This is a genomic window from Sphingomonas sp. UYP23 (assembly GCF_054059235.1).
Genome location: NZ_JBSSBX010000001.1, coordinates 2,902,638 through 2,914,780, shown reverse-complemented (window position 1 = coordinate 2,914,780; position 12,143 = coordinate 2,902,638). Strand labels below are relative to the sequence as shown.

Below are 12,143 nucleotides of genomic sequence, written 5' to 3'. Positions count from 1 at the left end.
GTGACCTGCGGACTCGTCCCTAATCCGGCCATCACCCCGGCCTTGTGCCAGAGTGACAGCTGCGAACGCCGAAGAGACGGCAGCGAGAGACGCAGCGGACCGCGAATCCATGACGCGCTTTTCACCCGCCCCGCCTAGCCCGCTCTTATCGACCAGCGTAAGGGCCATCCTTGTGCAGCCTTTCCTGATCCTTTTCGGCGCAGCGCTTGGCTGGTTGGCGGTCCTGCTGGCCGCCTGCGGGGTCGGCTTCCTGCTCGCCGCCGCGCGCGCACTCCGCCGCTTTTTCGCCGCTGCGCGCCCAGCATCAGTGCGCCGCGAAGCCGTCACCTTGCTCAAGCCGCTGTACGGCGCCGAACCACGCCTGTTCGAAAACCTCGCGACCTTCCTCGCGCAAACCCACGACGGCCCGCTCCAGCTCGTCCTCGGCATCCAGCGCGCCGACGATCCCGCCATCGCGGTCGTCGCAGCGCTGCAAGCCGCGCACCCGCACGCCGCGATCGACCTCGTCATCGACGCCACCAGCCACGGCGCGAGCGGCAAGCTGTCGAACCTCATCAACATGGACCGCGTCGCGCGCCACCCGATCGTCATCCTCAGCGACAGCGACATCGCCGTCGCGCCGGATTATGTCGCGCAAGTCCTCGCGGCGCTCCACGCCCCCGGGGTCGGCGCGGTCACCTGCCTCTATCACGGGCGCGGCGATGCCGGCTGCTGGTCGCGCATGGCGGCCGCCGGTGTGAGCTACCAGTTCCTGATCGGCGCGACCTTCGGCGTCGCCAAGCAGCTTGCCACGCCGTGCATGGGCTCGACGATCGCGCTGCGGCGCGAGACGCTCGACGCGATCGGCGGCTTCGCGCGCTTCGCCGACGTGCTCGCCGACGATTATGCGATCGGCGCAAGCGTCCGCGCGCTTGGCCTCACCGTTGGAGTGCCGCCGCTCCTCGTCGCACACGCCTGCGACGAGGCCAGCTTCGGCGCCGTATGGCGTCACGAGCTGCGCTGGGCCGCGACGGTGCGCGATCTCACCTTCTGGCCCTATGTCGGCAGCGTGGTCGGCCTTCCGCTCCCGCTTGCCTTGCTCGCCGCCCTCTATTGGCCCGCCGCCGGGCTGATCCTCGCACTCGCAGCAATTTTCGCGCGCTGGGTGGTTGTGCGAAGTGTCGATGCAGCGGTAGGGACGCGGGTCGCGTCGTTCGGAATGGCGTTGCTGCATGATTTCGCCGCTTTTGCGGTCTATATCACCAGCTTCTTCGTCCGGTCGGTTGATTGGCGCGGGGCGACCCTTACAATGAAGCAGGACGGCCGCATCGCAGCGGCCACGGAGCACTAAGACATGTTGCGGACCCTTTTTCTCCAGGCTCCCTCGTTCGACGGTTATGATGGCGGCGCGGGTGCGCGCTACCAGATGAAGCGCGAAGTGAAGTCGTTCTGGTACCCGACCTGGCTCGCCCAGCCGGCCGCGATGGTCGAGGGCTCGAAGCTGATCGACGCCCCCGCGCACGACCAGTCGTGGGACGACATCGCGCACGAGATGGACGAGCGCGACCTCGTCATCCTCCACACCTCGACGCCGAGCTTCCGCCAGGACGTCCACACCGCCGAGCTGATCAAGCAGCGCAACCCGCGGATCAAGATCGGTTTCATCGGCGCCAAGGCCGCGGTCGAATCGACCAAGGTGCTCGAGACCTCGACCGCGATCGACTTCGTCGCGCGCAACGAGTTCGATTTCACGATCGTCGATGTCGCCAACGGCATGCCGCTGCGCGAAGTGGAAGGGATCAGCTGGCGCGACGACGACGGCGCGATCATCCACAACAAGGACCGCAAGGTCATCGAGGACATGGACAGCCTCCCCTTCGTCTCGCCGATCTACAAGCGCGATCTGCAGATGGAGAAGTATTTCGGCGGCTATCTGCTCCACCCGTACGTCTCGTTCTACACCGGCCGCGGCTGCAAGAGCCGCTGCACCTTCTGCCTGTGGCCGCAGACCGTCGGCGGGCATAACTACCGCACGCGCTCGATCGGCCATGTGATCGCGGAAGTGAAGTACGTGATGGAGACTTTCCCGCAGAACAAGGAAATCTTCTTCGACGACGACACGCTGACCGACAACCTCCCGCGCGTCGAGGAGCTCGCGATCGAGCTCGGCAAGCTCGGCGTGACCTGGTCGTGCAACGCCAAGGCCAACGTGCCGTACAAGACGCTCAAGATCTTGAAGGAAAACGGCCTGCGCCTGCTGCTCGTCGGCTACGAGAGCGGCAACCAGCAGATCCTGCACAACATCAAGAAGGGTCTGCGCGTCGACGTCGCGCGGCAGTTCACCAAGGATTGCCACGAACTCGGCATCGTCATCCACGGCACCTTCATCCTCGGGCTCCCGGGCGAGACCGAAGAGACGATCGAGGAGACGATCAACTACGCCAAGGAGATCGATCCGCACACGATCCAGGTGTCGCTGGCGGCACCCTATCCGGGCACGTTCCTGTACAAGCAGGCGGTCGAAAACAATTGGTTCGACGGTGGCGACCACCTGCTGACCGACGGCGGCACGCAGATCGCGCAGCTGTCCTATCCGCACCTTCCGTCGGCGCTGATCTTCGACAAGGTCGGGGAATTCTACAAGCGCTTCTATTTCCGCCCGTCGAAGATCTGGGACATCGTCCGCGAGATGCTGACCGACTGGCAGATGATGAAGCGCCGCCTGCGCGAAGGCGTCGAATTCTTCGACTTCCTGCGTCGGCGCAAAGAGCCCGCATAACGCGGGCGGGGACAATCCCCGCCCCGTTCGGGCTGAGCCTGTCGAAGCCCCCGTTCGAGGCCGACAAAGACGGGTCTTCCGCAGAGTAGATTGTGGTTTTGGGTATGACGACACTGGCAGGCATGACGGTCAACGAGCGGCTTGCCGCGACGGGCCGGACCGAGCTGTGGGAAGACGCGGTCCGCGCACGCGACCGTACCGCGATGATCGCGGTGCTGCGCCGTATCGCGGTGCCCAATCCGCAGAACGTCGCCGACGCAGTGCTCGCCGACCCGGCGTTCTACGGGTTCGCTCCGGCGTGAAGACCGCAATCGTCACCGCCGACGATTTCGGTGTGTCGACCGAGGTCAACGCCGCAGTAGAGCAGGCGCACCGCGAGGGCGTGCTGACCGTCACCAGCCTGATGGTGACGGGCGCAGGTGCGGCCGATGCCGTCGAGCGGGCACGCCGTACGCCGACGCTCGGGGTGGGACTGCACGTCGCGCTCGCCGAGACGCCACCCGCACTGCCGCCAGCGCAGATCCCCGACCTGGTCGATGCGCACGGCAAGTTCCGGATCGAGTCGCTCCCCGTCGCGCTGAAACTTGTCGGCCTCAAATCGGTTCGCCGCCAGCTCGAGGCGGAGATCGAAGCGCAATTCGCGTTGTTCGAGGCCACCGGCCTCCCGCTCGACCACGTCAACACGCACAAGCACATGCATCTGCACCCGGTGATCGTCGGCGTGCTGCTCGAGGTCGGCCTGCGCCACGGCATGACGGCGATGCGCGCGCCGGTCGAGGATCGCACGACGCTGGCCAAGTTCGAGCCCGTCACCGGCTTCGACATCGCGCGGCCCTTCGCGCAGCTTGTCCAGGTCGCGGCGCGCAAGCGTGGCGTGAAGGTCCCCGACCGCGTCTTCGGGCTTGCCTGGTCGGGCGCGATGCATGCCGAGCGGCTGCGCGGCGTGCTCGACCATCTTCCCGATGGGGTGAGCGAGATCTATCTTCACCCGGCGACAGGGCCGTATCCGCTGTCGGCACCGGGCTACCAATATGAGGCCGAGCTCGCTGCTCTGCTCGACCCCGAAGCCCGCGCGATCGTCGCACGGCGTAACATCACTCTGGCGCGTTTTGCCGATCTGTAACCGGGAGATACCCGATGAACTTCATCCCCAAATCCATGGCCCCCGCCGGCCCCGCCCCCGGCGCGCGCGTCCCGCTCGGCAGCGATGCGCACAAGACTCTGTTCTGCCGCACGATGCTCGACACGCACGATCCGTATCGCCCCGCGCTGATCGACTGGCCGGTGATCGACGAGGAGACGCGCCAACGCATCGTCTCGCTGCCGATCTGGGACATCGCGGTCGCGACCGAGGGCCGTGCCGGCATGAACGTCAAGACGTACAGCCAGCAGATCCACGACCCGCTGCTGCGCGATGCGATCGACATGAACGCGTACGAGGAGAGCCGCCACAAGATCGTGCTCGCCGACATGGTCACCTTCTACGGCATCGTTCTCCAGCCCGAGGAAGAGTATAAGGTCCCGCGCGACGCCGAATTCGCCTTCATGCGCACGGGCTTTTCCGAATGCATCGACAGCTTCTTCGGCTTCGGCCTGTTCAAGGTCGCCAAGGACACCGGCTTCTTCCCCGACGAACTGGTCGAGACGTTCGAGCCGGTGATGCGCGAGGAAGGGCGGCACATCCTGTTCTTCGTCAATTGGGTCGCGTGGCATCGCCGCACCATGCCGCTGTGGCGGCGCCCGTGGTTCGAGCTGAAAGTCTGGGCGGTGTGGATCGCGCTGATCTGGGAACGGATCGACATGGCCAAGGGCATGGGTGAGGACAATACCAAGGCACAGGAGAACAATTTCACGCTCAACGGCTCGAAGGAGCTGGGCGTCGAGATCGAATTCCCCGAGCTCGCGGCGATCTGCCTTGCCGAGAACGACCGGCGCTTGTCGGTCTATGACGCGCGGCTCATCCGTCCGAAGTTCGTTCCGGGTGCGATTCGACTGGTGTTGCGCTTTATGGGAAAGAAGAAAGCTGCCACAGCGGCTTAAATCTTTCGAGGTGGCGATACGTGGCTTGGGTTGAAGGGTTCGCGCAGCGGCGCAGAGGCGCAGAGGGGTCGCGCGTTTCGCGGAGCGACCTTGCCCTTTCCGGCCTGAAGGAAAGCGCTCCGCGCAACGCACACACACCCTCTCTGCGCCTCTGCGCCGCTGCGCGAACCCTTGCCCGGCCAGCCCATGCGGGCCGCCCGAAAGACTGCGCCCCCGCCCCCCAAAACTCGTCACCCCGGCCGCGTGCCGGGGTCCACCGTGCCGCGCCCGCTGAGCCTGCAGGCCGCGCATCCCGGTGGACCCCGGGACAAGCCCGGGGTGACGAAGGTAGCCGCGCACCAGTATCGGGCACGCCATGAACCGGTCCGCCCGCATCGGCCTTCTGCTCGCGACGATCGTCGGTCTCGCGGTTGCCGCCGGGACCGTCGGAACCGTCGGGATCGGGCAAGTCCTGGCCGCGATGGCGTCGATCGGCTGGATCGGCATGGCGACCTTCGTGATCTGGTCAGGCGGCGTGCTCGGTCTGCTCGGCATGGCCTGGCTCGCGGTCGCGACCGACCAGCCGAGCGATCGGCTGTGGCTGTTCGTCTGGGCGCGGACCACGCGCGAGGCGGCAACCGACATCCTCCCCTTCTCGCAGCTCGGCGGCCTCGTCGTCGGCGCACGTACGCTCGCCGCTTTCGGGGTGCCGCAGCCGGTGATCTACGCCTCGATGATCGCCGACATGACGACCGAGATGGCCGCACAGCTGATCTTCACACTCGGCGGGGTCGCGGTATTGCTGATGATCCTGTCGCATGCCCCGGTGCAGCAGGGGCTCGTGCCGCTCGCGCTCGGCGGGGTGGCGGCGATGGTCGCGCTGATGGCGCTGTTCGTGTTCGCGCAGAAGCCGGTACTGCGGCTGGCCGGCTCGCTCGGCGCGCGGATGCTCCCGGGATCGGTGGCAGCGATGGCGGCGGTGCGCGACCAGCTCGATGCGATCTATCGCGAGCCCCGTCGCGTCCTTACCGCCTTCGTTTTCAACCTCGCCGCCTGGCTGGCGAGTGCTGCCGGTGCATGGATCGCGCTGCAGTTCATGGGCTCGCACGTCCCGCTGTGGGCGGTGCTGATGATCGAGGCGCTGATCTTCACGCTGCGCAGCGTCGCCTTCGCGATTCCCGGCGCGATCGGCGTGCAGGAGGCAGCCTATGTGCTGATCGGCCCGCTCGTCGGCCTCCCGCCCGCGACCGCACTCGCGCTGTCGCTGCTCAAGCGTGCGCGCGACGTGATCATCGCGGTGCCGGCGTTGCTCGCTTGGCAGGTCGGCGAGGCGCGACGCGTCGTCTCGTGAATTGCTTGGCTTCTCGGGCGATCGTATAGCCCGGGCGATCCTCCGGCCAAGGCGACCACCCGATGCGTTCCCTGTTCCTGCTGTTCGCCCCCGTCCTCGTCGCCGCGCAGGCGGCACCGATTCACCACGCGCCCGAGACGTGCCCCAGCCCCGCCGCGCCGCTGCCCGCCGATCTCGCGGCGTGGAAGACCGGGCCGAGCCTTGCCGCTGCGACCGACCGCAACACGCTCGTCCGCACGCGCCTGACGATCGGCCGCCGCAGCGAGCTGATGCTCGCGCCGAGCGACACCGTCCGTTACCCGTTCACGCCGTCCAAGCCGGGCGAGCCGACCAGCCTCGGCGGCATGGCGAGCTTCACCATCGCACGCACTGGCACCTACCGCGTGCTGCTCGGCACTCCGGGGTGGATCGACGTGGTCAAGGGCCGCACGGCGCAGACCGCGCTCGCGCATGCGCATGGCGCGGCGTGCAGCGGCATCGCCAAGATGGTCGATTTCAAGCTCGCGCCGGGCCGCTACACGCTCCAGATCGCAGGCAGCAAGGCTGCCGCCGCGCCGGTGCTCATCACGCGTCGTCCCTGACCGGCGGCAGCGGCACGATCCTGAGCAACGCATCGAGCTCGGCCAACGCCCCGCGCCCCGCCGATTCGGCAAGCGCCGCCTCCAATGCGCGATAGGCGACGAGCACCGCCGCCCCTGTCGGCGTGAGCGAAGCCCCGCGCCCTGCCCCGCCACCGGCAACGGTTTCGACCAACCGCTCGACGAAGCAGCGGTTCATGCTGTCGACCAGCAACCAGCTGCGCCGATAGCTCATCCCCATCGCGCGCGCCGCCGCCGAGATCGACCCTTCGCGCGCGATCGCGTCGAGCAGGTCGGCCTTGCCTGGCCCCATCGCCAGCTCGTCGCCGCAATAGAGCTGCGCCTTGATCTTGAGGCGGCCGATCCGGCTCATTCGCCGATCACGTCTCGCGCGCCGTGACGATCTTTCGGCGAGGGGGGTGCGCACTGCTCTGCATGGTCGGCTTTCTCGGTCATGGCCAACCGACCGTGCAGGGTGTCGCTTTCAAAAGCAAAGCCCGTTAAGCGCTGTCGTCATGGAGAAGGCGCACCCGTTCCATTCGATCCACAGCCACGGGCTGATCCGCGTCGGCGCGGCGACCCCGCGCGCAACCGTCGGCGATTGCGCTGCCAATGCCGCAGCGACAATCACGCTCGCCGAGCAAGGCCATGCGCAAGGCGCCGACCTGCTCGTCTTCCCCGAACTCAACATCACCTCCTACGCAATCGACGATTTGCATTTGCAGACCGCGCAGCAGCGCGCGACCGAGGCGGCGATCGCCACGGTTGCGGAGGCGACCGCAGCTTTACGCCCGATCCTCGTGCTCGGCGCCGCGCTGGTCCGCAACGGCCGGCTCTACAATTGCGCGGTGGTGATGGCGCGCGGGCGGATCCTCGGCGTCGTGCCCAAGACCTTCCTGCCCAATTACCGCGAATATTACGAGAAGCGCTGGTTCGCGAGCGGCGCCGACCTGCCGATCAGCGACATCACGCTCGCCGGGCAGACTGTTCCGTTCGGCACCGACCTGCTCTTCGCCGCCGACGATCTCGCCGATTTCGTGCTCCACGCCGAAATCTGCGAGGATTATTGGGCGCCGACCCCGCCCTCGACGATGGGCGCGCTCGCCGGCGCGCTGATCTGCTGCAATCTGTCGGCATCGAACATCGTCGTCGGCAAGGCGCGCGAACGCGCGATGCTCTGCGCTTCGCAATCCGCGCGCGCGGTGTGCGCCTATGTCTTCTCCGCCGCCGGTTCGGGCGAGAGCACGACCGATCTCGCCTGGGACGGCCAGGGCATGGTCCACGAACTCGGCGACCTGCTCGCCGAATCGACGCGCTTCGGGCGCGACTCGGAACTCGTACTGGCAGACGTCGACGTCGGGCGGATCGCGCAGGAGCGGATGCGCGTCGGGACCTTCAACGATTCGGCGCGGCTCGCCGGCGATCCCGAGACGCGCTTCCGCCGGATCGGCTTCACCCACCAGCCCGATTTCGCCGACATCGGCCTGTTGCGCGAACAGCGCCGCTTCCCGTTCGTGCCCAACACGCCTGAAAAGCTCGACGAGGATTGCTACGAGGCCTTCAACATCCAGGTCGAAGGCATCCTCAAGCGCTTCGAAGCTGCCCGCGCGGAACGCCTCGTCATCGGCGTGTCGGGCGGGCTCGATTCGACCCACGCGCTGATCGTCGCCGCCAAGGCGATGGACCGCCTGGGCCGCCCGCGCGACCATATCCTCGGCTTCACCATGCCGGGCTTCGCGACCAGCGACGGCACCAAGGAAAACGCCTGGGCGCTGATGCGCGCGCTTGGTGTCACGGGTGCCGAGATCGACATCCGCCCCGCCGCGCGCCAGATGCTCGGCGACATGGGACACCCGTTCGCGGACGGCGAACCGACCTATGACGTGACCTTCGAGAACGTCCAGGCGGGCCTGCGCACCGATTACCTCTTCCGCCTCGCCAACCAGCGCGGCGGGCTGGTAGTCGGCACCGGCGACCTGTCCGAGCTCGCTTTGGGCTGGTGCACCTACGGCGTCGGCGACCAGATGAGCCATTATGCGGTCAATGCCGGCGTCCCCAAGACACTGATCCAGTTCCTGATCCGCTGGTGCATCCGCACGAATCAGTATGACGGCGCGACCGACGCGATCCTCGCGGCGATCCTCGCCACCGAGATTTCGCCCGAACTCGTGCCGGCCGGCGCCGACGGCGCGATCCAGAGCACCGAAGCGCGAATCGGGCCGTATGCGCTCAACGATTTCTTCCTGCATCACGTCGTGCGCCACGGGTTGGCGCCGTCGAAGATCGCCTTCCTCGCGCTCCACGCCTGGCGCGATGCGAGCGCAGGCCGCTGGCCGCGCGATTTCCCCGCGGCGGGGCGCGTCGCTTATGATCTGCCGACGATCGCCGGCTGGCTCGAGAAATTCCTCCACCGCTTCTTCGCGACGAGCCAGTTCAAGCGCTCCGCGATCCCCAACGGCCCGAAGGTCTCGTCAAGCGGGGCGCTCAGCCCGCGCGGCGACTGGCGCGCACCGTCGGATGGCGCGGCGCGGGTGTGGCTCGACGAACTGGCGCGCGGATTGCCGTAAAGTCTGGCCCGTCCTCCGGAGTGCGCGCGGCGATGGAATACGCGTGCAAGCGGTGTGAAACGGCGTCACTCGACCGACATCACAAACCCCGTCCGCTCCATCGGGAAGACCGTGCGCTACCCCCAGCGCGCCTTGAGATGCGGCGATGCGAGAAGGCTGGTGGGGCGCGGGATGCTGGGCGGCGGATCGAACACCCCCGCGGCCAGATATTTGATCGCATTGACCACGCCGGCATGAGAAAACGGCTTCGCAATGACGCCATGCGCCCCCGAAAAATCGGCGGGGATCTTCGCGACGTTCGCTGTGACCAAAACGATCAGCGCATCGGGCCAGTGGCTGCGGATATAGGCGCAGACATCGAGGCCGTTCGAATTCTGCGCGAGATGGATGTCGACGAAGGCGAGCTGCGGATTGAGCGACTCGGGCAGCGCCTCGACGTCCTGCAAACTCGCCGCCTCGGCCAGCACGTGATGCCCGCTGTCCTCGATCATCGCCTCAATATCCATCGCGAGGAGCATCTCGTCCTCGACGATCAGGACTTCCATGACGTTGCTCATGACGGTGTCTCGCTGCGGGGAAAGGTGATCGTCACACAGGTGCCCGGCTGGTTGTCGCTCCACGTCGCCTCGGCGCGCGCCTGACGCGCGAGCCGGGTGATCAGCGACGTGCCGATGCTCCTGCTCCGCTGCGCCGACGGCATGCCCGGGCCATCATCGCAGATCTTGATGATCCCATGGTCGTCCTCGCCCTCGACCCTGAGGCTGAGATGCCCCGCCCGCCCTTCGGCGAAGGCGTGCTTGACGGCGTTCGTGAGGATTTCATTGAGGATAAGGCCAAGCGCCGACGCGTTCTCGGCGTCGATGAACAGCGGCTGCGGTTTGATATCGAGGACAATGCCGCCTCGTCCGCTCGAGCCGACGACATCGGACACCAAGCTCTCGGCGAAACTGCCGATGTCGAACCGCGCGATGTCGGAGGATTGATAGAGCTGGCGATGCACCACCGCGAGCGCATCGACGCGTTCGAGCATCGAATCGAGCTTGGCCGCGACCGACGGGTCATCGATCGTTCGCACCTGCAGCCGCAGCAGCGATCCGATCATCGTCAGATTGTTTTTGACGCGGTGGTCGACTTCGTGGAGCAGCAACGTCTTCGCGTCGAGCGCGGCGCGCAGGTCGGCAGTGCGGCGCTCGACTTCGCGCTCGACCAGCAGCTTTTGATCGTTGATGATGTTCTGCGCCTCGACCCGGTCGGTCACGTCGAACTGCGATGCGAAAAAGAACCGCACGACCCCATCCGAGTCGCGCACCGGGGACAAATACAGCGCGTTCCAGAAGGTCGTGCCGTCCTTGCGATAGTTGAGCAGATCGACATCGATCGCGTGCCCTGCCCTGATCGCTTCGCGAATCGCGGTGATCTTGGCGGGGTCGGTGTCGGGCCCCTGCAGGAAGCGACAATTGCGTCCGACGATTTCCTCGCGGGCATAGCCCGTCAGCCGCTGGAACGCGACGTTGCAGAAGACGATCGGATTGTCGGGCTGTGCCGGGTCGGTGATGACCATCGGCATCCGGGTAGCGCGGACCGCGGCGGCGAAGGGATCGCCCCTGCCATGTTCGTAATCGAGCGCGTCGGTAAGATGCCAGTCGTCGCGTTGTTTCAAAGCTGCCTCCGGCGTAGGCCCGGATGGCTTCGCGCCGAAATGTAACGTCGGTTAAGAAAAAGCGTTCCTGCCGCTGGCACGCACGACGGCCGGCGCGCGGCGCGTGCCGTTCGCGCGGAGAACCGAGCGCGCGGCTTTCAACCCGCGCTTACTTGCGGCTTTTCCGCGCAGCGTACCGCGCATCCCGCGCTGCCTTCTTGTCGATCTCGGCCTGGATCGCGGCCTGCTCGGCATCCTTGATCGCCTGCTCGGCAGCAGCGGCCTTGGCGAGCTTGTCGAGCCGGGCATGCTCGAGCGCGGCCTTCTTCTCTTCGCGCTTCTTGGCTTCGGCGGCTTCCTTCGCTTCGCGCGCAGCCGCGCGGGCGGCGACGACGGCGGGGTCGACAGGCGGCTTGGCCTTCAACTTCTCGAGGGCGCGCTGCTTGGCGTCGGCCGACAGGGCGGCGCGGTCTTTGAAGGAAGGTTCTTTGTAGGATGCCATGTGGCGGGCTTTAGCCTTGTCTTGCAGATAAGGAAATGGCGGAGAGGGTGCCCGCCCCACCAGAGCGAATAAACGGCAGTTCTGCGTGGATATTAGGGCGGTGCGTTAATGCGATACCCCAACCTGTACCCCTACCCGATTTTGTACCATCGCGGGATCAGAACGCGGGTCCCTCTGTCACACTGGGGTCTGATTCGCAACCTCGGCTATTTCACTCGCCGTCATCAGCTATCGATGGCGGCGCCGCCTTTCTGGCTGCCAGTTCTGCTTGGTGCTTTTTCTCCACCTCGAACCATTCTTCGATGGACCGGTAGCTACGGTTGCCCTGCTCAATCACCAGGCCGTTTGGCAACAGTAGAGGCCCTGGCTGTGATAACCCGTCATCGGGCCCATCAGCCGTCCAAGGTTTTACCTCATTGTCCTGCCCAAATGACCACGCAATGACCGGGACCTGCCACACGGAAGACGGGTCGTTGTCGTTGTCGTCGATGCCTCCAAGAATGAAGGTGCCCGGTATCGCGGGAATGATATGGATCGGTGCTTTGGTGATCTCGTCAACGGTGAACTCATCGACTTCTATGCTTTCTCCGTCGCTCATCATGACCTGATGATATCGCAATTGCGCCGTCTTAGTCGGGTCTCTTGCTTCGTTCAGCCGGGCAATGCGCGTTACGTTCGCAACCTGATATTGGTAGCCGTAACGATCTGTAAAAAATGCCATTTCAGTCT

The 12,143-nt window shown here is 66.1% G+C and carries 13 protein-coding genes; 8 read left to right on the top strand and 5 right to left on the bottom strand.

The features are described from left to right. Window positions 1-172: 172 nt before the first annotated feature. The 7 genes from hpnI (at window position 173) to ACVWYO_RS14345 (ending at window position 6,709) form a co-directional block, all read left to right on the top strand. Complete coding sequence (gene hpnI, locus ACVWYO_RS14375) at window positions 173-1,330, top strand: bacteriohopanetetrol glucosamine biosynthesis glycosyltransferase HpnI (protein WP_457351889.1); 1,158 nt, start codon at window positions 173-175, stop codon at window positions 1,328-1,330. Between the two features lie 3 nt (window positions 1,331-1,333). Further along, the gene (hpnJ, locus tag ACVWYO_RS14370; RefSeq protein WP_457351887.1) at window positions 1,334-2,758 is read left to right on the top strand and encodes a hopanoid biosynthesis associated radical SAM protein HpnJ; all 1,425 of its coding nucleotides are present in this window, start codon (window positions 1,334-1,336) and stop codon (window positions 2,756-2,758) included. A 104-nt stretch (window positions 2,759-2,862) separates the two neighbouring features. After that, window positions 2,863-3,060, top strand: a complete 198-nt coding sequence (locus tag ACVWYO_RS14365; protein WP_457351885.1) for a hypothetical protein — start codon at window positions 2,863-2,865, stop codon at window positions 3,058-3,060. Beyond that, the gene (gene hpnK, locus ACVWYO_RS14360; protein ID WP_457351883.1) at window positions 3,057-3,881 is read left to right on the top strand and encodes a hopanoid biosynthesis-associated protein HpnK; all 825 of its coding nucleotides are present in this window, start codon (window positions 3,057-3,059) and stop codon (window positions 3,879-3,881) included. Before ACVWYO_RS14365 ends, hpnK begins: the two co-directional genes overlap by 4 nt. 14 nt (window positions 3,882-3,895) lie before the next feature. Further along, window positions 3,896-4,798, top strand: a complete 903-nt coding sequence (locus tag ACVWYO_RS14355; RefSeq protein WP_457351881.1) for a ferritin-like domain-containing protein — start codon at window positions 3,896-3,898, stop codon at window positions 4,796-4,798. 355 nt (window positions 4,799-5,153) lie between these two features. Further along, window positions 5,154-6,128: a lysylphosphatidylglycerol synthase domain-containing protein gene (locus tag ACVWYO_RS14350; protein ID WP_457351879.1), complete on the top strand. Its 975-nt coding sequence runs from the start codon at window positions 5,154-5,156 to the stop codon at window positions 6,126-6,128. Between the two features lie 62 nt (window positions 6,129-6,190). Then, a complete protein-coding gene (locus ACVWYO_RS14345) occupies window positions 6,191-6,709 on the top strand; it encodes a hypothetical protein (RefSeq protein ID WP_457351877.1) in 519 nt (172 codons plus the stop codon). Here the strand turns inward: ACVWYO_RS14345 and ACVWYO_RS14340 are convergent. Continuing rightward, the gene (locus tag ACVWYO_RS14340; protein ID WP_457351875.1) at window positions 6,693-7,079 is read right to left on the bottom strand and encodes a winged helix-turn-helix domain-containing protein; all 387 of its coding nucleotides are present in this window, start codon (window positions 7,077-7,079) and stop codon (window positions 6,693-6,695) included. The two genes, ACVWYO_RS14345 and ACVWYO_RS14340, sit on opposite strands and share 17 nt — an antisense overlap. Window positions 7,080-7,221: 142 nt before the next feature. Here ACVWYO_RS14340 and ACVWYO_RS14335 point away from each other — a divergent pair, with 142 nt between their 5' ends. After that, window positions 7,222-9,273: an NAD(+) synthase gene (locus ACVWYO_RS14335; RefSeq protein ID WP_457351874.1), complete on the top strand. Its 2,052-nt coding sequence runs from the start codon at window positions 7,222-7,224 to the stop codon at window positions 9,271-9,273. A gap of 116 nt (window positions 9,274-9,389) precedes the next feature. On the opposite strand, the gene ACVWYO_RS14330 is transcribed toward ACVWYO_RS14335, so the two are convergent. The 4 genes from ACVWYO_RS14330 to ACVWYO_RS14315 all read right to left on the bottom strand — a co-directional run bounded on the left by ACVWYO_RS14330 (window position 9,390) and on the right by ACVWYO_RS14315 (window position 12,135). Next, complete coding sequence (locus tag ACVWYO_RS14330; protein ID WP_457351872.1) at window positions 9,390-9,830, bottom strand: response regulator; 441 nt, start codon at window positions 9,828-9,830, stop codon at window positions 9,390-9,392. Continuing rightward, on the bottom strand, window positions 9,827-10,933 hold the full coding sequence (locus ACVWYO_RS14325; protein WP_457351870.1) for a PAS domain-containing protein: 1,107 nt from the start codon (window positions 10,931-10,933) through the stop codon (window positions 9,827-9,829). The genes ACVWYO_RS14330 and ACVWYO_RS14325 overlap by 4 nt, the downstream gene beginning before the upstream one ends. 148 nt (window positions 10,934-11,081) lie before the next feature. Next, window positions 11,082-11,414, bottom strand: a complete 333-nt coding sequence (locus ACVWYO_RS14320) for a DUF6481 family protein (protein WP_457351868.1) — start codon at window positions 11,412-11,414, stop codon at window positions 11,082-11,084. Between the two features lie 211 nt (window positions 11,415-11,625). Next, a complete protein-coding gene (locus ACVWYO_RS14315) occupies window positions 11,626-12,135 on the bottom strand; it encodes a hypothetical protein (protein ID WP_457351866.1) in 510 nt (169 codons plus the stop codon). Window positions 12,136-12,143: the final 8 nt, after the last annotated feature.

Bases quoted from the DNA above. Each gene is read 5' to 3' on its own strand.
- ACVWYO_RS14315 (WP_457351866.1), bottom strand. From the start codon at position 12,135: ATGGCATTTTTTACAGATCGTTACGGCTACCAATATCAGGTTGCGAAC.
- ACVWYO_RS14355 (WP_457351881.1), top strand. From the start codon at position 3,896: ATGAACTTCATCCCCAAATCCATGGCCCCCGCCGGCCCCGCCCCCGGC.
- ACVWYO_RS14330 (WP_457351872.1), bottom strand. From the start codon at position 9,830: ATGAGCAACGTCATGGAAGTCCTGATCGTCGAGGACGAGATGCTCCTC.
- ACVWYO_RS14335 (WP_457351874.1), top strand. From the start codon at position 7,222: ATGGAGAAGGCGCACCCGTTCCATTCGATCCACAGCCACGGGCTGATC.
- hpnJ (WP_457351887.1), top strand. From the start codon at position 1,334: ATGTTGCGGACCCTTTTTCTCCAGGCTCCCTCGTTCGACGGTTATGAT.
- ACVWYO_RS14350 (WP_457351879.1), top strand. From the start codon at position 5,154: ATGAACCGGTCCGCCCGCATCGGCCTTCTGCTCGCGACGATCGTCGGT.
- ACVWYO_RS14340 (WP_457351875.1), bottom strand. From the start codon at position 7,079: ATGAGCCGGATCGGCCGCCTCAAGATCAAGGCGCAGCTCTATTGCGGC.
- ACVWYO_RS14320 (WP_457351868.1), bottom strand. From the start codon at position 11,414: ATGGCATCCTACAAAGAACCTTCCTTCAAAGACCGCGCCGCCCTGTCG.
- ACVWYO_RS14365 (WP_457351885.1), top strand. From the start codon at position 2,863: ATGACGACACTGGCAGGCATGACGGTCAACGAGCGGCTTGCCGCGACG.
- ACVWYO_RS14345 (WP_457351877.1), top strand. From the start codon at position 6,191: ATGCGTTCCCTGTTCCTGCTGTTCGCCCCCGTCCTCGTCGCCGCGCAG.